Below are 20,025 nucleotides of genomic sequence, written 5' to 3' on the forward strand. Positions count from 1 at the left end.
TTTTAAAAAACCATTTTTGTCAAATTTGATGAGCGATGAAATTGCTGACGTTGTGTAAAAATTCTTAATTTAGATTTTAATTAAATTCAATCATTCCTAAATACTTTTAAAATGAAAAAAATACTACAAATCGCAAATGGTTTCTTTTTGGTGTTCACCATCATCTTTAATTATTTAAGCAATACCGGGATTTTTAATGGGAAAACGATCGCGAATGTTTCTGATCAATATCATAATTTATTTACGCCTGCAGGTTATGCCTTTTCGATTTGGGGTTTTATTTATTTATTATTAATTGGTTTTGTTTTTTATACGGGTAGAAGTTTATTTAATCCTTCTAAAAATGAAGCTGACGCATTTGTTGAAAAAATCGGCTGGTGGTTTGTAGTTTCCTGTCTCGCAAACTGTGCCTGGATTTTGACGTGGCTTTATGGTTTTACTGGCTTATCTGTAATTGTTTTATTAATCGCTTTTATATCTCTTTTAATGATATTAATGGAAGCTTTAAAATACAATTCAGGTAACGCACAAAAATGGTTCATCAATTTTCCTTTCCAGATTTACGCTGGTTGGGTAAGTGTTGCTTTAATCGCAGCGATGGCAGCTTGGCTAACAAAAATTGAATGGAGCGGATTGGGAATTTCAGAAATTAACTGGACGATTATTTTAATCATAATCGCTTCTCTCATTCATATCTTCATGACTTGGAAAAAGAATGCACCTGTATTTGCTTTCGTTGCAGTTTGGGCTTTGGTTGCTATTGCAATGGCGAACAAAGAAGTAAGTCAGCAGGTTTATTTAGTTGCTTTGGTTGCCGCTGGAATTATCTTTATCAGCAGTGGTCTCAAAATTTTCAAAAAAAATTCCCTTTAATAATTGAATATCAAAGGGAGTTTTCTATTATTTAAATTGAATTTTATCTCGTTAACCAACCTCCGTTTTTAACCGTAGCAATCGAAAAAGGGAAAATCCAGAAAAGACCAAATAAATAAAATACACTGTACGGATACGCCCAAAGCGCATCGATAAAATTATATTTTTTACTGAAAAACAACATCTGAATACTTGCGAAAATAAATGTTCCTGTCAATGCTGAACTCAGATATAAAAGCGGATGCGTCATTAAAAAATAGAACATCAAAATCATTAGAGGGAAAGCAGCAAGTAAGTTCACCCATTGGTTAATGAAAATAAATCGTGCTCCTGTTTTATTTTTCGTTCTAAAATCATCAAAAATAAATTTGTTCATCATCAATGTTTCGCGAACATTACTTCTGCCCCATCTCGTAAACATTTTGTGCAAGGTTTTAAATGAAGTCGGCGTATTGGTTAAAACGTTTGCATTTCTTTGAAACTGAACATCGTAACCTTGTTTTAAAATTAAATTCGTCATCGCACGATCTTCTCCGATTGTTGCAGCGCGTCCGAAAAACTTTTGGTCAATCCAGTCTGTCAGGCAATGTAAAACTGCTTCTCTTCGGTAAGCAGACAAAGCACCCGGCGTGCATAATACAAATCCTAAAGAACTTTGTGCAGCCCGCATAAATTCAAAACTAAATACAAAACTCACATTTAACATTCTCGGAATCATGCCTTGATTTTTGTTCAAAACTTTAACATTTCCTGCAACGGCGCCACAATTTTTATTGACTGCGAAAGGACTTATCAAATTTCTGATCGTATTTTTTTCCACAACCGAATCGCTGTCGATAGAAATGAAAACATCTCCTTTTCCAGTCGTAAATCCAAGATGCAAGGCGTGTCTTTTTCCTCTGTTTTCTGGTTGTTTATAAACCGTAATCGTATTTCCTAAATCTGCATTTGCTTTGTTAATCCAATACCAGGTATCATCACTACTTCCGTCATCTACGGCGATAACTTCCATTTTATGTATTGGGAAATCACTTGCAGCAATGCTTAGCAAAGTTTCATAAACCAACTTTCCTTCGTTATACGCTGGAACAATTACGGTACAACTTGGCAGTTCAGCATCGGTAACGGACGGTATCGATTTATATTTAAAAAATAAATAGGCGATATAAATTAGAAATGAAACCTGAAATATCAAAATCGTCAACAAAGAGAAAACTAAAATTCTCCCAGAAATCGTCTGCATTCTTACAAAATGAAGTTCCTCAAAATAAGGACTAAAATTATTAACGGCATAAATAGCGCTAAACATTACAATTTGAACCGCAATTAAAACACCGAATTCTTTTTTGCTTAATGCTTTTATTTTTGAGACTGCACGATCTACTTTCTCACGTAAAAATTCTTTCTTCTGTATACGAGCTTTTTTCATTTTCCTAAACTTTATAGTTACTAACTAAATTCACTTACAAAGTAAAGGGAAACGGATTTTTTTTCGGGGAAATTCGAGTCGATGTTTGTCGAGCGGTTTGTAGATATTTATCTACAAGAAAGATATTTAGAGATCGTGATGCGTTCTTACCAGGTCAATTAAATCAACCAAGGTTTCGACTTTAAGTTTATCAAATATCCTTTTCTTAAAGGTGCTTATGGTATTTTGTCGAAGTGACAAACTGTTTGCAATTTCAAGGTTTCCAAATCCTTTTGCATACAAAACAGCAATCTCTAATTCTCTTTCGGTGAGTTGGTTTAAAGGATTTAAAAGCGCAATATGTTCATCAGACAATTGTAACATTTTTGTGGTAAACGGCGGAAACGAACTTCCTTTTTCAATCATTTCCTGAATGGCATTTTGAATTTCAGCTTCTTCACTTAACTTGTTGAGAAAACCATCTGCACCTTCATTAATGAATTTTAAGGAATAGTTATCCTCTTCAAAACTGGTGAAAATCAGAATTTTAATTTCGGGTTGAAGTCGCTTAATTTCAGCAATAATTGAAAGTGAATTTCCATCAGGGAACTGTGCATCTAGGATGGCAATGTCAAAAGAATTCGATTTTAATTGACTTAAAATTTGATCCAAACTCGAAGCATGATTAATTTCTGTATTTTCAACCACATCTTCAATTACAAACTGAAGACCTTGACGGACAATATTGTGATCATCACCCAACAGAAATGTTATCGATTTACTCATTTTACAATATTCAGATTAATGGCGAAAGTTACGGTTGTTCCTTGTCCTAAAGTACTTTGCGCAGAAATAGTTCCATGAAAAAGATCGATAATTTCCTTGCATAAATTTAAACCTAAACCTGCGCCAAGATTATCAATTTCTGTGGAAAGAACTCCTTGAAAATAAGGTTCAAAAATCTTCTTAATATCCGATTTCGAAATTCCCGCTCCTGTGTCCGAAACCGTAACGTTTAGTTTTAAAATTTTGTCGGTAACGTAAGTCGTATCTATATTTACTTCAATTTTACCATCTTCCGTAAACTTATTTGCATTCCCCAAAATGTTCGTGAAAACCTGATGAATTTTAATATTATCAGCTAGAACAACTGTTTCCATATCGATGTCATTTCGTACTTCAAAGACATTATTCTTCGATTCGATGTAAGGTTCAAATGCTCTTAATATCGATTCTATTTCATTTCTAAGATTAAATTCGATTGGTCTTAATTCAACTTTTTTTTCTTGATTTTTGGTGTATTCCAAAATTTGATTGGCCTGAATTAATAAGGAATTATTGGTGAATTTTATCGTTTTCAGATAATCTGCAATATTTTCATCTTTTGTCTTTCTGCTTATTCGGTCAATAAAAATATTGATGATTTTCAAAGGTGAACGAATTTCGTGACTCAACATTCCCAAAATTTTATTTTTAAAGTTCAGGTTTTTATTAATTTCTTCATAAGCCAATTTCAGTTTTTTCTCGTACAAATAAGATTGTCTGTTATAATAAACCACGACAATCATTACAAAGAACATCAAAATCATTAATCCTAAAACCGAATATCTTCTAATTTTATTATTAATCGAATTTTGTTCATAGAGATCTTTTTCCAGATTTTTACTGAAATCACTTACGGCAATATTATAAATTCCCATCCAGTTATTGCTGTAAACAATCAACTGGTCGTAAATCTGATACAGATTATTATTCTTCGTTTGAGAAGCCATAATGCCAGATTCATACTTCTTTATTTCCTTACCATAATGTCTGTTAACCGCATTTATTGTGCTGTCGAGAGACGTTTTAATCTGGTCTGTATTTACAGAATCTCCGTATTGGGTTGAAATAATCGTCAATTCTCGTTGAACATCTACATCGTTTTTGACGGCAGATTTCAGCCGCCCAAGAAAATTCTTTTTCTCCACGCTGTCCAGGCGATATTCTATTTTGGTATCAGACTTTCTAGGAATACTTTTGATCTCAAAATCTTTAATTTTAAAAGCTACTTTCTCTGGTGAAGGTTTTTGAAACTCTCGATAAACAGAATTAATCGATTTTTCTAAATCAGGAAGTTTTGAAAGTTCAGATTTCCTGGAATCGATGAAATTTTTTAAAGTAGGATTGATATTTTTATAAGCACTGATGCGGTCCAGATTTTTATTCAAATTTCGTAAAGACTGAAAATACGCTTCTAAATATTTTTTGTCATTATCAAAAACATACTTCTGCAAATTATCCTGCGCGCTCAATAAATCTTTTCGGGAATCTTCCATTAAATTTTTCAGCACATGAGTTTCCTGAATTTGACTCTGAATAACTTCTAATTTCTTTCCATTAAAATATTCATTGTAAATAAAGATGCAAATGATGACTTGAATACACAACGCACACGCAATGAGCGAATAATGAATAAGTTGTCTGTATTTAGTTTTATAAATCATTTAATTAATTGAAAAGAAGAATACGTTCTGCTTTTTATTTTTCTTTAAACGGTGCCAAAAACCATGATCAAAGCAAAGAATCTGCCGAAGAGATATATAATTTCAATTAAAATTTAATTTTACCTAAAAGAAGTCGATTTTTCGACAGAAACTATCTTTTACAAAATCAGTAAATGGAAAAAAGATAAAATTTTGTAAAGTTTTAAAAGTGAAAATTGACGTTAGAAGAGTCTTTTTAATTTTCTTAAATTTACGCTCACTAAAAAATAAAAAATGAATAACGCATATATCATCGATGGAACCCGTTCTGCGATTGGAAATTTTAAAGGAAGTTTGGCACCAGTTAGAACTGATGATTTAATGGCTTCTGTTTTAAAAAGTTTAATTGAAAAAAATCCAGATTTACCTTTAGATAAAATTGATGATGTGATTATTGGTTGCGCGAACCAGGCGGGTGAAGACAACCGTAATGTTGCGAGAATGGCTTTGCTTCTGGCTGGAATTCCAATTAATGTTCCGGGAGAAACAGTTAACAGATTGTGTGCTTCTGGAATGAGCTCGATTGTTCAAGCGATGAGAGCGATCAGATCTGGTGAAGGTGATTTGTTTATTTCTGGTGGCGTTGAAGGAATGTCCAGAGCGCCTTACGTTCTTTCTAAATCCGAATCGGCTTTCGGAACAGATTCTAAAATGTTTGATTCCAGTTTTGGATGGCGTTTCGTAAATCCTGCGATGGAGAAAATGTACGGCATTGATGCGATGGGAAAAACTGCTGAAAATTTAGCTGCTAAATATAATATTTCGCGCGAAGAACAAGATGAATTTGCTTTAAATTCTCAAATGAAAGCGACCAAAGCTCAAGAAAGTGGGAGATTTGCAGAAGAAATTTCTGAGATTAGAATTCCACAAAGAAAAGGTGATGCGATTGTTATTAATACAGATGAATTCATCAAGCCAACTTCTACTTTAGAGATTTTAGGAAAATTGCGACCAGCGTTCATGAAGGAAAACGGAACGGTTACCGCAGGAAATGCTTCGGGATTAAATGACGGTGCTGCTGCCGTAATTATCGCTTCAGATGAGGCAGTTAAAAATTATAATTTAAAACCTTTAGCTAAAATCGTAAGTTCCGCCGTAGTTGGCGTTGAACCGAGCATTATGGGAATCGGTCCTGTTGAAGCCACAAAATTAGCCTTAAAGAGAGCCAACTTAACTTTAGATCAAATTGATATTATCGAATTGAATGAAGCTTTCGCAGCACAAAGTATCGCGTGTCTAAAAGAATTGGGAATCGCAAATGATGATGCTCGAGTTAACGTCAATGGCGGTGCAATCGCACTCGGCCATCCACTTGGTATGAGCGGAACCAGAATTACTTATTCTGCTGCTCTTGAACTTCAGAAAACGGGTAAGAAATATGCGTTGGCAACAATGTGTATAGGCGTTGGACAAGGTTACGCCGTGATTCTGGAAAATGTAAATATCTAAACTTTATCCAATTTATTTAAGAACCCTTTCAGCCTTTAAAAGGCTGAAAGGGTTTTTTATTATCAGAAATTAATGTGCCTGAACTTTGGCCGGATCATCATAATTCACCATCCAATTGATGCCAAATTTGTCGGTCCACATTCCGAAATAAGCGCCCCAAAAAGTATCGTTGAGTGGCATTGTTACTACTCCACCTTCAGATAGTCCTTCAAAAATTTTGTCGGCTTCTTCTTTAGAATTGGTATTGATGGAAAGTGAAATATTGTTGCCAATTTTATGATTGTGCATTCCCGGCATCGTGTCGCTGCCCATCAAAATTGTTTCGGTCGAAATCGGGAGCGTGATGTGCATGATTCTGTTTTTGGCATCCTCGGGAAGTGGCGGCATCCCTTCTTGTGCTGGCATATCTCCAAATTTTCCGACCATTGGAAAATCACCACCGAAAACTGATTTGTAAAAATTGAATGCTTCTTCGCAATTGCCGTCGAAGGTTAAATAAGGATTAATTGTTGCCATGATTATTAGATTTTTAATTTAAGTTTAAAATTATTTTAATTTTAGTTCCATTTTGATATTTCCTCTTTCGTAAGACGTTTTTTCATCTAAAGGATTTTCTACAAAACCGAATTTTTCATACATTGTTAAAGTTGGTTTCAAACTCAGATTCAAAAGTAAAATCAGTCTTTGGGAGCCTAATTTCTATGCTTCTTCAATTGAATATTCCATCAAAGGATTTCCGATTCCATGGCCTTTGAAATCTTCTGTTACTGCCATTTTTAACGAGTTCGTAAATATAGTGTTCTTTCAGCAGCGACGACGTTCCCACAATTTTATTGCCGACTTTCGCGAGGTAAATTTTCCCACCTTTATCTAAAATTTCAGATTAGGGATTAGAGAGTTGCTGTTCGTCAAACGCCTCTACCACAAAATATTTCTGTAGCCATTCCACGTTCATATTTTTAAAATCATCTCTGTATTTTGATTCAAAATCAATGATTTGTATATTCATTTTTATTCAAAGCTAATTTGTATCCAACTAAAACCAAAGTCCAAACTGCAATTCCCAAAATCCAAAACCAAATTGGCGAAGGAATAATGATCATCATGTAAATTGACGTCATTAAAAAAAGAATTCCGATGATGATGGCGTAGATTTTCTTTCCGTTATTTGCGATTTTTGTGGAAACAAACCCACCTGTAAAAGCACCGACCGAATAAGAAATAATGACAAAGAATATTGCCATGAAAGGTGCCGTTTCTACATATTTTTTGATGGCTTCCGGATCGTTAGGATCGGTTCCTACAGGAAGCGGAAACAGGTAATGTCCCAGTTGCTGAACCAGTCCGACCACAACACTGGTTGCAATAATTCCTACTAAAAGCGCCAATATTTTTCTGATCATGATTATTGCTTTTTCCAGTTGGTTGGGTAATTCAAAATTCCATCGTAACTCTTCCAATCACCGATGAATTCGATAAATTGCTGGTCAATTTTTTCGGTCGTTTTATTCCAGATAAAGGTGTAAATAAATTTTCCTTTTAAGATTCCAGAATGTTTTCCCTTGTCTTCTTCAGCCAATTCATATTCACCGAAAACAGTATTTCTTTTTTTGCCAGGTTTGTATTTTGTGATTTTCAGTTTGCCTTCAAAATTGGTATGCGTTTTATCAACCAACGTAAATCCGGAAACAAAATATTCCTGATCATTCTTTTTGTCTTGTTCAGAAGTTAAAATTCTCAACTTTATCGGCATTTTCTCAGCGCTGATGGTTCCAATATAAGGTTGAGAATTATTCATCCAAACATTTGAAATATTAGGCATTTGCGAGAAGGCAGAGGCGCTGATCAACAGCAATAAAAGAGTTAAGTTTTTCATCATGATGTGTTTTTATCTAAAAATTACTTTATCGATATCGTTATGGTAAAAATTCCCAAACCAAATCTGGTGAGTTTTATCCTCTGCTCTTTTTAATTCTCCTTTAAAAGTAACATTACTTAATCCATCTGATTTACTAATATCACTGCCAGTTTGCACTCTTATTTTACCCTTAAAGAAATCTGTATTATGCCGAGAGGATACTTCCGAAAAATTAAAATCTCCAAAAAGCAAAACCGTATCGGGATTATTTTTCACTGCAAATTTTTCTTTAAAAATAATTTCACCTTTAAAATTCGTAATTATACCTTCAACATCTGTCACTCCAATTATAATGTATTTTTCTGGTGCTAGTGGATTCTTAACAACAGATTCAAATTTGATTTTATACGCTTTGTCTCCATCAATCTGGCCGATATAAAAAGTATCCTGATTATGTATAATTTTTGAAAGGTCAGCATTTTTGTAAGGAAATGAATTCTGAACTTGACCAAACAAGCCTGTTGAAATTCCTAAAAATAGAATTAAAAGATATTTCATATTAAACTCCAAATTGTTCTAGATGATGATTCAAATGTTTCGCAAACATATTATTCCATTCCTGAGCTTTTAGTTTTCCGAAGGAGAACGATTCTTTTCCGTCAAAGGCTTCGCGTCCTAACTGTTGTGTCTTCTGAATAAAGCCGATTAATCGTTTTTTTTCTAAATCGAAATCCTGATCGCCTTTAATTTTAAATTGTGGCGCAGTGGGAGAATTTTGTGAATAAGATTTTTCTCCGACCACTTTTGATTTTACAAAATTCTTTAAAATGAATTTCGCGATTCCACTTGGTGCTTTATGTTTTTGAGGCTCATAAACCATTTCGTAAGTCACGTTACAATGTGTCAACATTTGGTCAACCGTCATTGTTCCCCACTTCCCTTTTGTTTCGGGAGAAAGTTTATTGATTCTGTCGATGTAGTTCTGCGCTTCTTTGGCGTTGAAGATATCTTGCATAGTTTGGTTTTACTTAACAAAAATAGAAATTATTACGGTACTATTTTCAAATTTAAATTTCACTTCTGATTCTACTTAATGTTTCCTGTGAAATCCCAAGATAAGAAGCAATCATTCCCAAAGGTGCTCGCAGAATAATATTTGGATTTTCCTCCAAAAGTTGGGAGTATTTTTCTTTCGCAGTCATGTGTTGCAATGAACTCACTCGTTTGGACATTTGTGTCATTAAATTCCCCAAAAGAAACCGACTGAAATTAGCGGAAGTCAAAGAAACTGAACACAATTCTTCTAACTTTTTATAATCGCAAAAAGTGATGGTACTTTCTTCTAAAGTTTCGATATTATAGATGGAAGGAACATTTGCAAAAATCGTGTCGATGCTGCCAAATGATTTTCCTTCTGAATAAAAATTGGTGGTGATATCTTTTCCTTTTTCAAAATAATAGGTTCTCGCCAAACCTTCTTCCATGTAATAAACATTTCGGTTGTGGGTATTTTGATGGCTTAATAATTCGCCTTTCGGAAAAGTTTTTGTCTGCGTTTCGTTTCGGAAAAAATCCTCGGTAACAGCGTCTACTTTTATGTATTTTGAAATTTGGTCAAGAAGTTTCACGTAATGGAGTTTTCACAAAAATAATGAAAGAATCTGGTAAAAAAGCAGAGACTTTGAATTAATAATTATCTGTTTAAAGAAGCAAAATATGCAGCCCGACTTGAGTGGAGCTCTTTTTTATTGGTGGCTGAGCTTGTCGTGGCAGTTGAGCCTGTCGAAACTAAGCCACCAATAAAAAAAGCGGGAACCCTTCGACAAGCTCACGATAAACTCAGGCGGAAATGTCTGCCCAAAATTAAACACTTAAAAAAAGAACGTCCGAACAATAAGTCCAGACGCTCCCAACAAACAAACAGTATGAAAACTGTTATGACTTACAATTTATTCTTCAGAAGAAATTATTTGGTTATACTTTCAACTTCCTGATTCTGAGATATTTTATATTTTTTGAAAAGGAAATGGATTTTAATTTTTAAAGCAATCCAGCCTAAAATAAAATACACCCAACCTAATATAAAAAGGTGAACCAGATATTTTTTAGTCAAAATTGCAGATCCGTTTTGAACAACCATAATCTTCAGCGCTTCTAAATAACGCGTTAAAGGAATAATCGCCGTAAAATTTTTGATAAATTCCGGCATTGCGTAAGTCGGCCACGTAAATCCACTTATGATAAATGCAGGTGACGCGATCACCATTAAATACTGAGTCGCTTTCAGCGCATCCGGAATTACGATACTTACCAAAACGCCGAGATTGGTTGCTGCCACAACAAAAACTGCGGTGATTAGGAAGAAATTCCACACATTATCCGGGACGGGAATTTTGAAATAGAGGCTGCACAGATAGAAGAAAAGAATGTTGAAATTCGCAAAAACCCAGATCGGCAGACATTTTATCGCCATAACGGCAACCGCATATTTTTCTTTTCCCGCAAAATCTTTGATAAACGATTCTCTTTTAAATTCTTCGGAAAACGAGACTGCCATTGCCAATAGAATTACCTGCTGTAAAACGACCGCCATCATCGCAGGCCACATGAAAATCAGGTAATTACTGGTCGTGTTGAAGAGCGTTATATAATTCGATTTGAAAGGTTCAAATTGGGTTTTCGCCAAATCTGCAGTCATTCCTTTTTTTTGCAGTGCTTTTATTTCCGCGCCGGCAGAAAAAGTTCCGAGCGTTAACTGAATGGCTTTCGTGGCAAAATTCGCGGTCAAAACGTTTGAAGTATTCACATAAACATTCACTTCCGGATATTTTTTCTGAAGCATCATGGCTTCAAAACGTTCGGGAATGATGATCACAGCAGCTGCTTCCGTTTTTATAGTTTCATCTTTCAGATTTGCAGGTTCGTTGATATAACTTAATATTTTCAAAGATTTACTGTCCTGCAGCATTTCCAAAAGTTGGTCGGATAAAGGCGTATTGTCGTGATTCACCACGATCACGGGAATGTTTTCTACTTTCCCTGATTGATAGGTAAATCCGATGAGCAACGCATAGAAAACCGGCGCTAAAAAGAAAACCGAAATCAAGGTTTTGTTCGTTAAGAACAGGCGGAATTCTCTTTTTAATAAATATCTTATTTGTTTCATTTTGTGAGATTTAATTTAATTTTCCAATTACTTTAAAGTCACATTTGAATTCACCAAAATATCTCTCGCGGCCTTCTGATTTTCTGGAACAACTTTAATTTCATAAATTGCTTCTTCCGGTTCGTAATCAGGGAAAGCCGTCGTAATATCTGCGTATTTCGCCAATTGTTTGATGGCGACAATTTTTCCGGTAAATTCTTTATTGTTGTAATTAACCAACATTTTTACGGTCATTCCTTTTTGATATTTTGCAATTTTGCTTTCAGGAATGGTAAATCTGAAATAAGAAGTTTCTGGAATATAACCGGTAAACAATGGATAACCTGCTGTTGCCAATTCTCCTTTGTTTAATGCAATAGTTTCGATTTCCATGTCATTTGTGGCAATGATGTATTTTTCAGAATTCGCAATATTTGCTTCCTGCAAAGCGCCCATCGCCTGATTCGCCTGACCTTGAGCCATTTCAATTTTTTCGTATCGCGTCCCAGCTTGCACATCATGAAGTTCAGCATTCACCGCGTCTAATTGTGCTTTTGCTCCTTGATATTTTGCAAAATATTCATCGTAATTTTGGGGAGAAAGTAAGCTGTCATGATACATGTTTTTCGCTCTGTTGAAAGATTTTTGAGCATATTGAAACTGCTCTTGTAATCCTTTTTGTTTTGCTTTCAATTGACGAAGCTGATCAGCGGTGGCACCATTTTGTGCCATCTGAACCTGGGCTTTTGCGGCAGAAGTTGCGCCTTTTGCCTGCGCAATTTTCGCGGAAACTTCGGGAACATCTAAAATTGCGAGCGTATCGCCAACTTTTACGGTTTGCCCTTCTTCTACTTTAATGGCTAAAATTCTTCCGGTGAGTTTTGGTGCAAAAGAAATAACTTCCTTTTTCGTTTTGCCGACAATTTCTCTTTCAGGTTTTGACTCTTTACAGCCTGAAAGTGTGATGACACTTACCAAAGCCAAAGATGTTAATACAGTATTTTTCATTTTGATTGTTTGTTTGTTATGGTTAAGATTGGTTTTTAGTTTTTTTTCAACCGCAAAAGATGCAAAAGTTTTATTTAAATAAGTGAATCAATAGTTTGCAAAAAGTGAATACAGTCAATATTTTAATTTTTTCAGACTTTTGGAAATCTTTATTTATCCATTTTTCTTTTGTCTCTTTTGCGGTTAAAATTTAAAGTTTTTCAATCTGCAAGTTCTGAGTCGATTTCATAAGTTCGATGGCGCTTCTTCTTTGATTAAAAATAGCAGTTTGCAATTCCAGCTCGGCATTTTCTAAATCATTTTCAGCATCGATCAAAGCTGATGAAGTTTTTGTTCCATATCGAAATTCTTTTTCAACTTGCTCTAAACCTTCTTTCGCAATCTCACGGGATTTTTCTTTCAACTTAATTTGCGCGTTGGCAATCGTGTAATTGGTTTGATTGTTGGCTAAATTCAAATTCAGTTTTTTAGAAGCGTCGCGCTTTTTATTTTCTAAAATCTCTTTTTCAATTTTTGCTTTTTCAACCAAATGCTTTCCTTCATTACCATCAAAAACATCCCATTTAAAACCAACTCCGGCCTGAAATAAAGGGAATACACTTGTATTCGCAGGATTCAGATCCAGTTTTTTTCCTGTGTTTGGCAAGAGTTCTTTAGAAGTTCCGATATTACTGTTGAACAGACCGAAATAACTCAGTGAAGTCTGCGCCTGAACTTTCGGAACCCACCATCTTTGCTCGGCTTTAATTTTAAAATCGGTCGCTTTAATACCATGATCCAATGCCTGTATTTCTACTCTATTTTCAATATTTTGATCAAGAACTTCGTAGGAAATGGTTTGCAATTGTGGTTGAATTAAGGCAATTCTTTCTCTTTCGATTCCGGTTAATATTTCGATCTGGGTAATCAGCAATTCTTTTTTTCCTTCGTATTCTACTAATTTAGAATCTAAAGTTGCCTGCGCCAATTCGATTTTTTTCCGGTCATATGGCGTAATCAGTCCATAACCTAAAGCTTTATCAGCCGTTTTTCTATTGATGTCCAAACGCTTTTTCGCTTCGTCCAAAACTTTTTTTGATTCCTGAACCAATGCGATTTGGTCATACGCTTTTGAAACTTCGGTAATGATCTCGTCGCGGCTTTTTTGCATCAACAGGTTTTCTGAAATATTTTTTTCTTTATTCGCTTCTTTCAGGTATTTCACTTTTCCGCCCGAGTATAAAAGCATACTGGCTTCAGCCTTGGCTAAAGTAGAAAGGCCCGAAATATTGAGATTATTATCGAGTTGACCTTCCCGAATTACAGCGCCGGGAAAAATTCCTGGAATTGCGGGAATACCGAATTCCGGCGATTTTAGATGAGCACTCGCATACAGATAACCAGCTTTCCCAGAGACATCAACTTTGGGAAGAAAAACATCTTTCAGTTTTTGATCATCGAGTTTGGTATATTTATTTTCAAGGGTTTGTTGGGTTAATGTTCCATCGTTCACCAAAGCGTTGTCAATTAATTCCTGTAAAGTCGGTGCCTGTTGCGCAAAAATTAATGCTGGAAAAAATAGCAGCAGTTTGCCCAAATTATTTTTAAAGGTTTTCATTTTCTCTATTTGTTTGTTTGATGGTACAAAGTTGCGGAGAATGGAAACCGAATCCTTTGACATTTGTCAAAAAGCGCATTTCCCTTATGAATTCTTGGTAATAAATTTCGACTTGTCTTCACCAACTTATCCATAAATAAATTTACGAAAAAATATGCGGTCGGATTTTTCGGATAAACCAAAAAAAATCCGTTTCAAAATTGAAACGGATCTCTTTAAAACTTTGCCAAGATTTTAAAGTTTCACTTCGTGGAATCTAAGATTTGTCAAAGTAGATTATTCGGTAATCGTAACTTTCGTTCCTTTTGTATGCGCATTCATTTGCGGCGCGTAATAGTTTTGCAAAGTCGTGATTCCGTTGCTGAATGTTCCTGATGCGTTGCAAATATAATCGTACTCAAAAACGTATTTTCCTTTAGGCATATTCTCGATGTAGAAATTCGTGGACGCATCTTTTGTACTTTGATAATATCCTAAACCGTTTTTCCATTCATAACCGGAAATGACATTTAAAGGTTCAAATCCTGCAGCACGCATATCTTTCAGGTGAATGAATTCCATATTTCGGTCGGTGTTTAAAATCATTCTTACCGTTACTTTATCACCAACTTTCAGCGGGGTTTCATTTGCGATTTTTTGCAATTCTTCACCGTTTACGGTTTTCACTTTTTTGTACAATTCTTTAACGATTGAAAGATAAGATTCGGAAGATTTTATTTTATCCAGATCCTCATAATATTGCCAGAATAATCCACCCTGAACAATTCCAGGACCTGGTTTTGTAACCGTAACTGTCCCTAATTGCTTATCGATATTTTCTCCTTTTAAAGTTGATTTCACATAACCTGTCGCTTTCGCATCTGGATTGGTGAGTTCTTTTCCGCCCCAAATAATCGTGGCTTTATCGCTATCTGCAGAAGTCCAGGATTTACCTGAATTTAAAATGGTGAAAATTACTTCCGCCGTTCCGCGCGAACTTCCCCAAGAATTGACTTCTTTCTGAGTAATCAGCCAAATTTTCATTTCTTCAATAAAATTGGTGTCATTTGGATTTAACTTATTAAACGCTTCCAACGCTCCGGCGTGATTCACCGTTTTGGAAGAATACCATCCCCAATCATTCAGGTTTTGTTTCCAGTAAATTCCTTGTGTCTCTGATTCGGTGGAAGTTTCTTTTAAATAAGTCAATAATTTTTTAGATAAAACAGGAAGTTTATAATCATTGAAAAGCAGAGCAGCTCTGTGCAAACCGAAGAACGTGAAATCGGTGATTTTCGCGGTCGGCGCTTTTTTAATGACCAATGATTTCAATTGCGCTCCTTTTCCTGTTAATGGATAATCTTTTTCCCAATAATTTCGGGTGTCGAGATAGTCTAAAACATAATTATTCCAAACGTATTCTTTCTTCACGTCCCAATATTTATGAACTTCAGAATCAACATAATTAATTAGTTTTGCAACCATTTCCTTCTGTTCCGAAGATTGATAATCTGCTGTATCTTCTTTCAGCCATTCATTGATTTTTCCTAAATTATTCAAGATGTAAAGTGAGTTATAGTACGAACTCGGATAACCTTGATACCAGGAAAAACCACCATCTGGATTTTGCAATTTCTGCAATTCGCTCCAATCGGTTTGAATGGAATTTCGCATATTATTCGCATCAAATAATCTGGCGAGTTTTTCCATTTGTTCAGTTTCATTTTTACTTTCTAAAACCCACGGCGTTTCTTCCAATAACATTTGTTTCAGTTCCTGATTTTTCTCCAGATTAGAAATCAGTAAACCTTTACTTTGATATTCCTCAAAAACAGTTTTTAATTTTGGATTCGCTTTAAAGATTTCGGAAGCCAAAACATCGGCAAACCATTTATTGAAGACGACATCTGCAGAATTGTTCGGATCATTTTTCAGACTTGGCAAAGCGAACATAATTTCCCAAATCGGATTCGTTGTCAATTCCAAAGTATTGGAAAAATTGGTTGCCGTTGTCGAAGTATTTTTTACTAAATTTTCTAAAGTAAAAGTTTTGGTTTGACCTTCTTTCACAAAAATTGGAACGGCATCTGTAACCAACATTCGATTTGGTAAAACGGCAATTGCTTTTTGTTCACCATCTAAAAAATTCCCCGCTTTTGCCACGACTTTAATAATCATCGAAGAAATATCATTTGGAACTTTCAATTTCCAAGTCACGACTTCATTTCCATTTTCTTTAAGTTCAAATGATTTTTGAGTTTCATTTAAATTGAATTTACTGGAAATATCTTCATTCGTAAATGCGTCTAAAATTTGCAGTTGCGCAGTTCCACTCAATTTTTTAGCGACTAAACTAGAGAGTTTTGATTGCAAATTCAGTTCGTCACCTTCTCGTAAGAACCTTGGATAATTAGGCGTCACAGAAAACTCTTTCTGCGTAATTACTGATTTTTCTAAAGTTGCTGAACGCGCATCTTTCGTGTGCGCCAAAAACATCAGTTTCCATTGCGTCAATGCTTCCGGAGACGTAAATTCAAAAGTTACATTTCCGTCTTTGTCGGTCATTAAGTTTGGATAAAAAAAAGCGGTTTCGTTGAGATTTTGACGAACGGGGATTTTATCGAGGTTTTCTTGTGAATTGGCTGCTTGTTTATTCGTATATTTTCCATTTCCAGGTGGTGGTGGCGGTGGGGAGTACAGAGCATCTTCCATTCCGGCACCTTCTGTCTCTGCTTGAACTTCCATTTTTACAGAAGCAGAATACATTCTGTTCATTACTATATCTCCGTAAATTTTACTACCAAACCAATTAAATTGTGGGACATTAATAATTTTCTGATCTAAGTAATGCAATTTTTTACTGAAGTTTTCCTGAGCCAGATTTTCATTAATTCCATAAGAATTCATAATGAAAGATCTTTGATAAATTTGTTGGAAAGAATAAGAGTTACTTGCAAACTGATCCAAAGATTTATCATACATATTCGCCAAAACTTCAGCGTTGATTTTCTCTGAGCCTGCACTAAGCCCCGTCGAAGTGTCGCCTATAACTTTAACCGTCCACTTTTCCTTTTGTCCGGGTTGCAATTTATCGCGGAAGGTTACGGTTTCAATTCGCAACGGTTTTTTGTCGGAAGCAATGTTCAAATTAACGGATTGCGTTTGCACATCATTAAAAGCGACCAACTGAAACTGAACATTGATTTGATCGATACTTTCGTCTTTTGGAAATGAAACTTCATATTCTAAAAGTCCATTTTTAAATTTCTTCTGTTCGGTCAAAGTTTCGCCATTTCCATTTTGAATATAAACATTCACCAAAGCATCAGGAATTGCGGAATAAACAAATATTTTCGCTTTTTCAGTTCGCTTGAATTCGGCTTTTGGTTGGATGACTTTTAAATAAGGTTTCTGTGAATCTGTTAAAAATCGTTTATCGAAAACTTCAAAAGTTTTTTCAGTTTTAATGGTATCTTTTCCTTCAATATTAAAGAGTTCAAGTTTGTAATTTCCAGCAGCAAGTTTTCCGAGATCTAAATTAGTTGACAGTTGAGCGTTGACAGTTGACGGTTGCTCTGTCTTTTCAATCAAGATTTTTTCCGTTTTCCATTCTTGCTCTTCTTTAGAGAAATAATCATGTGGGAATTTTTGAATGAATTCTGCTTTCGAAAATTTCGGTAAGTCCTGAATTTGAGTTTCGAAATTAGACCGGTAAACTCTCTCTTTCGGTTGAAGTTTCGATAGTTTAACCTGATACGATTTCTTTAAATTTTGATCGTTGTAATTTTTTGTTTCAACTTTAATTTTTAAAGGTTCATCGGTAAAAGTATCTTTGATATCATCGGTTTTAATGTAATGTGAAACGGAAGCGACTTTTACATTTTCTGTGGAAGATTGGGTTTCTCCGTTAATGTCTGTCACAGAAGCATTAATCTGATAATTATCAATTTGAATTCCGTCTAAAGTTTCATCTTTCTTGAGATCGATTTTTATGACAAATTCTCCTTTATCATTGGTTTTAACTTCACCTAAAATAGAGTTTTCATTATCATTTCCACGTGGAAACCACCAGAAATATCTCCACCGAATATTTTGTTTTTTGATTTCATAATTCACAGTTGCATTGCTCAACACAACGCCGGAAAACATCATTGCCTTACCTTTCAGTTCGATGGTTTGTCCGTATTTGTATTCTTCTACAATCGGATCAAAAGTCACTTCAAATTTTGGACGTTTGTATTCTTCAACCTGGAAATATTTGGTCGCAGAATCATCTAAATCATCAGAATCAACTTCTAGAGAGAATTGACCATTCAGTTTTCCATTAGGTAAAGTGAAACTTCCGTGGTAAGAACCGAACTCATTGGTGGTGAATTTTTGAGAAGATATTTTTTCACCGTTGGCATCATTTAAAGTTATTTCTTGGGAAACTCCAGATGCTACAGATTCTTTATCTAAAAATAATTTGGTATTAATCACTTTAAAATAAACGATTTGTCCGGGACGATAAATTCCGCGATCGATAAAAATTTGCGCCAGATTTTCTTCTCCTAATTTCTTCGGTTCATTATAATATTGATTGCCATAAACCTGCATTAAATTATAATCATTGGTCGAAGGTTGTTGAACCAAATAATATCTGTAATACTGATTATCTTTAGAAACAGGAAATTTGAAAACCGCAGATTGATCAGTTTTTACCGCAAAAGAATTGGCCTTGTTATCGTTTGTAAATTCAAAAATTTTCAGATTTTCATTAGAAACAGATTTTCCATTTTCACGGTTCACCAACTGTAATTGGTCAGCAATCGTTTTACGTTCATCTTTTTTATTATAGATGATTCTGGAATTCGTGGCGATGAAATAGAAATTTTCCTGAATCGCATTTTCAACCACATATTCCGCCAGATAAATTCCAGACGGAAGTGCTTTTATTTCTAAAGAAGTTTTGTGATTTTTATAATCTTTTAAATCCTGCAAATCGAAACTTTCTTTTCTAACTAAAGTTTTCTTGACCGCCGGAAAACGAGTTTTATCATACGAGTTTGCCACATATTTCAAAAAATTCTGCTGATCATCTTTAACTTCATAAATATTCAAAGAAAATTTTGAAATATTTTTGGCTTCGGCAACCAGTTGAATCGGCAAATTTGCTTCCGTATGCGTTTCGTAATAAATCGTTAAAGATGGTTGAAGAATACTATTTTCCCGATTGAGAATATTGTTTATAAATTTAGATTTTGCGTATTGTTCTTTCGTATTTTTAATCAATAAAAGCGCTTCGTTATATTTTTGGTCAGCAATTAATTGATCGATGATTTCTGCAATAATCATTACTTTATAATCACCTTCAGTTGGAGATTTTACTAAATTTTGGAGTTGCTGAGATTTGTCTTTACAATTTGAAAAAGAGCAATCGTCATTCAATTTTTGATGTTGAAAATAGAGTTTTGAATTTCCTGTATTTTTCTGAATTAATTCTGAATACAAATTTGAAATCTTCGATTGATTGCCTTTCTTTTCATTCGGAGTAAAAAGTTGCGAATTATTGTAGAATTTAATTTCATTCATCGCATTCCAATCAAACAAAGTCGGGAAGTAATCCAAGTCTTCGGTTCCTTCAAAAATCGATTTATACTTCGACATTGAAATCTTTTGCAATTCTACTTTCTTTGTTTCCAAATTCGTAAAATTTCTCGTTAAATAATTTTTAAAATCCAATTTCGACCAAGTTTCAATTTGCGTAAAATCCTGATTATTTAAATTTGTTCTTTGATTAATTTGCCATTGATTTTCATTGTAATACTCAGTAAAAAACTCACCTAATAAAACTTGATACAATAACTTTTCATCACCTTTTAATTTTGCATCTAAACCATTTAATTTTGTGAAAAATTGAGTCGAAGTATCATTTTTAGTATCATCATAAGTTTGATTAATAATACTGAATTCTGCTTTCAAAGAACGAATAAGTTGCACCGGATTGTCTTCTTTCATGGCTTGGTTTTGAATGTCTAAAATTAATGGAAGATTCGATTTATATTGACCTGAATGATAATTTTCTGCAACTTTTTTCCATTGCAAATCGTACTGTTTTTGGGCAAAAAAAGAATTTAAAGTAAAAAGAAAAAGAACGAGAGTAAAAAATTTATTTTTCATAGATTTGTTTTATAATATGTAAAA

General features: G+C 34.4%; 16 protein-coding genes. 2 read left to right on the forward strand and 14 right to left on the reverse strand.

The features are described 5' to 3' along the window. Positions 1–111: 111 nt before the first annotated feature. On the forward strand, positions 112–873 hold the full coding sequence (locus Q73A0000_RS04265) for a tryptophan-rich sensory protein (protein ID WP_193812846.1): 762 nt from the start codon (positions 112–114) through the stop codon (positions 871–873). Positions 874–916: 43 nt separating this feature from the next. Here the strand turns inward: Q73A0000_RS04265 and Q73A0000_RS04270 are convergent, their stop codons facing one another. From Q73A0000_RS04270 to Q73A0000_RS04280, 3 genes are all read right to left on the reverse strand, one after another. After that, positions 917–2,302, reverse strand: coding sequence for a glycosyltransferase (locus tag Q73A0000_RS04270; protein WP_193812847.1), 1,386 nt, complete (start codon positions 2,300–2,302; stop codon positions 917–919). A gap of 126 nt (positions 2,303–2,428) precedes the next feature. Further along, complete coding sequence (locus tag Q73A0000_RS04275; RefSeq protein ID WP_193812848.1) at positions 2,429–3,067, reverse strand: response regulator transcription factor; 639 nt, start codon at positions 3,065–3,067, stop codon at positions 2,429–2,431. Next, on the reverse strand, positions 3,064–4,767 hold the full coding sequence (locus Q73A0000_RS04280) for an ATP-binding protein (RefSeq protein WP_193812849.1): 1,704 nt from the start codon (positions 4,765–4,767) through the stop codon (positions 3,064–3,066). The genes Q73A0000_RS04275 and Q73A0000_RS04280 overlap by 4 nt, the downstream gene beginning before the upstream one ends. 273 nt (positions 4,768–5,040) lie before the next feature. On the opposite strand from Q73A0000_RS04280, the gene pcaF reads away from it, so the two are divergent. After that, positions 5,041–6,255 (forward strand): 3-oxoadipyl-CoA thiolase, encoded by a 1,215-nt coding sequence (pcaF, locus tag Q73A0000_RS04285; RefSeq protein WP_193812850.1) that lies wholly within the window; start codon positions 5,041–5,043, stop codon positions 6,253–6,255. 69 nt (positions 6,256–6,324) lie between these two features. Here the strand turns inward: pcaF and Q73A0000_RS04290 are convergent, their stop codons facing one another. The 11 genes from Q73A0000_RS04290 to Q73A0000_RS04335 form a co-directional block, all read right to left on the reverse strand. Then, a complete protein-coding gene (locus tag Q73A0000_RS04290) occupies positions 6,325–6,771 on the reverse strand; it encodes a VOC family protein (RefSeq protein ID WP_193812851.1) in 447 nt (148 codons plus the stop codon). Positions 6,772–7,138: 367 nt separating this feature from the next. Then, positions 7,139–7,264, reverse strand: a complete 126-nt coding sequence (locus Q73A0000_RS17070; RefSeq protein ID WP_262892926.1) for a hypothetical protein — start codon at positions 7,262–7,264, stop codon at positions 7,139–7,141. Further along, complete coding sequence (locus tag Q73A0000_RS04295; RefSeq protein ID WP_193812852.1) at positions 7,245–7,658, reverse strand: hypothetical protein; 414 nt, start codon at positions 7,656–7,658, stop codon at positions 7,245–7,247. The genes Q73A0000_RS17070 and Q73A0000_RS04295 overlap by 20 nt, the downstream gene beginning before the upstream one ends. Positions 7,659–7,660: 2 nt before the next feature. Then, on the reverse strand, positions 7,661–8,134 hold the full coding sequence (locus Q73A0000_RS04300; RefSeq protein WP_244140800.1) for a hypothetical protein: 474 nt from the start codon (positions 8,132–8,134) through the stop codon (positions 7,661–7,663). 9 nt (positions 8,135–8,143) lie between these two features. After that, a complete protein-coding gene (locus Q73A0000_RS04305; RefSeq protein ID WP_193812853.1) occupies positions 8,144–8,671 on the reverse strand; it encodes a hypothetical protein in 528 nt (175 codons plus the stop codon). A gap of 1 nt (position 8,672) precedes the next feature. Continuing rightward, positions 8,673–9,128, reverse strand: coding sequence for a DUF1569 domain-containing protein (locus tag Q73A0000_RS04310; protein WP_193812854.1), 456 nt, complete (start codon positions 9,126–9,128; stop codon positions 8,673–8,675). Between the two features lie 52 nt (positions 9,129–9,180). Continuing rightward, positions 9,181–9,741, reverse strand: coding sequence for a Crp/Fnr family transcriptional regulator (locus Q73A0000_RS04315; RefSeq protein ID WP_193812855.1), 561 nt, complete (start codon positions 9,739–9,741; stop codon positions 9,181–9,183). A 338-nt stretch (positions 9,742–10,079) separates the two neighbouring features. Continuing rightward, complete coding sequence (locus tag Q73A0000_RS04320; RefSeq protein WP_193812856.1) at positions 10,080–11,279, reverse strand: ABC transporter permease; 1,200 nt, start codon at positions 11,277–11,279, stop codon at positions 10,080–10,082. 27 nt (positions 11,280–11,306) lie between these two features. Then, entirely contained in the window at positions 11,307–12,266 is a 960-nt protein-coding gene (locus Q73A0000_RS04325) for an HlyD family secretion protein (protein ID WP_193812857.1), read from the reverse strand. A 190-nt stretch (positions 12,267–12,456) separates the two neighbouring features. After that, on the reverse strand, positions 12,457–13,863 hold the full coding sequence (locus Q73A0000_RS04330) for a TolC family protein (RefSeq protein WP_193812858.1): 1,407 nt from the start codon (positions 13,861–13,863) through the stop codon (positions 12,457–12,459). 276 nt (positions 13,864–14,139) lie between these two features. Then, positions 14,140–20,001: an alpha-2-macroglobulin family protein gene (locus Q73A0000_RS04335; protein ID WP_193812859.1), complete on the reverse strand. Its 5,862-nt coding sequence runs from the start codon at positions 19,999–20,001 to the stop codon at positions 14,140–14,142. Between the last annotated feature and the right edge of the window lie 24 nt (positions 20,002–20,025).

It is taken from the genome of Kaistella flava (ex Peng et al. 2021), from assembly GCF_015191005.1.
GTDB lineage: Bacteria > Bacteroidota > Bacteroidia > Flavobacteriales > Weeksellaceae > Kaistella > Kaistella flava.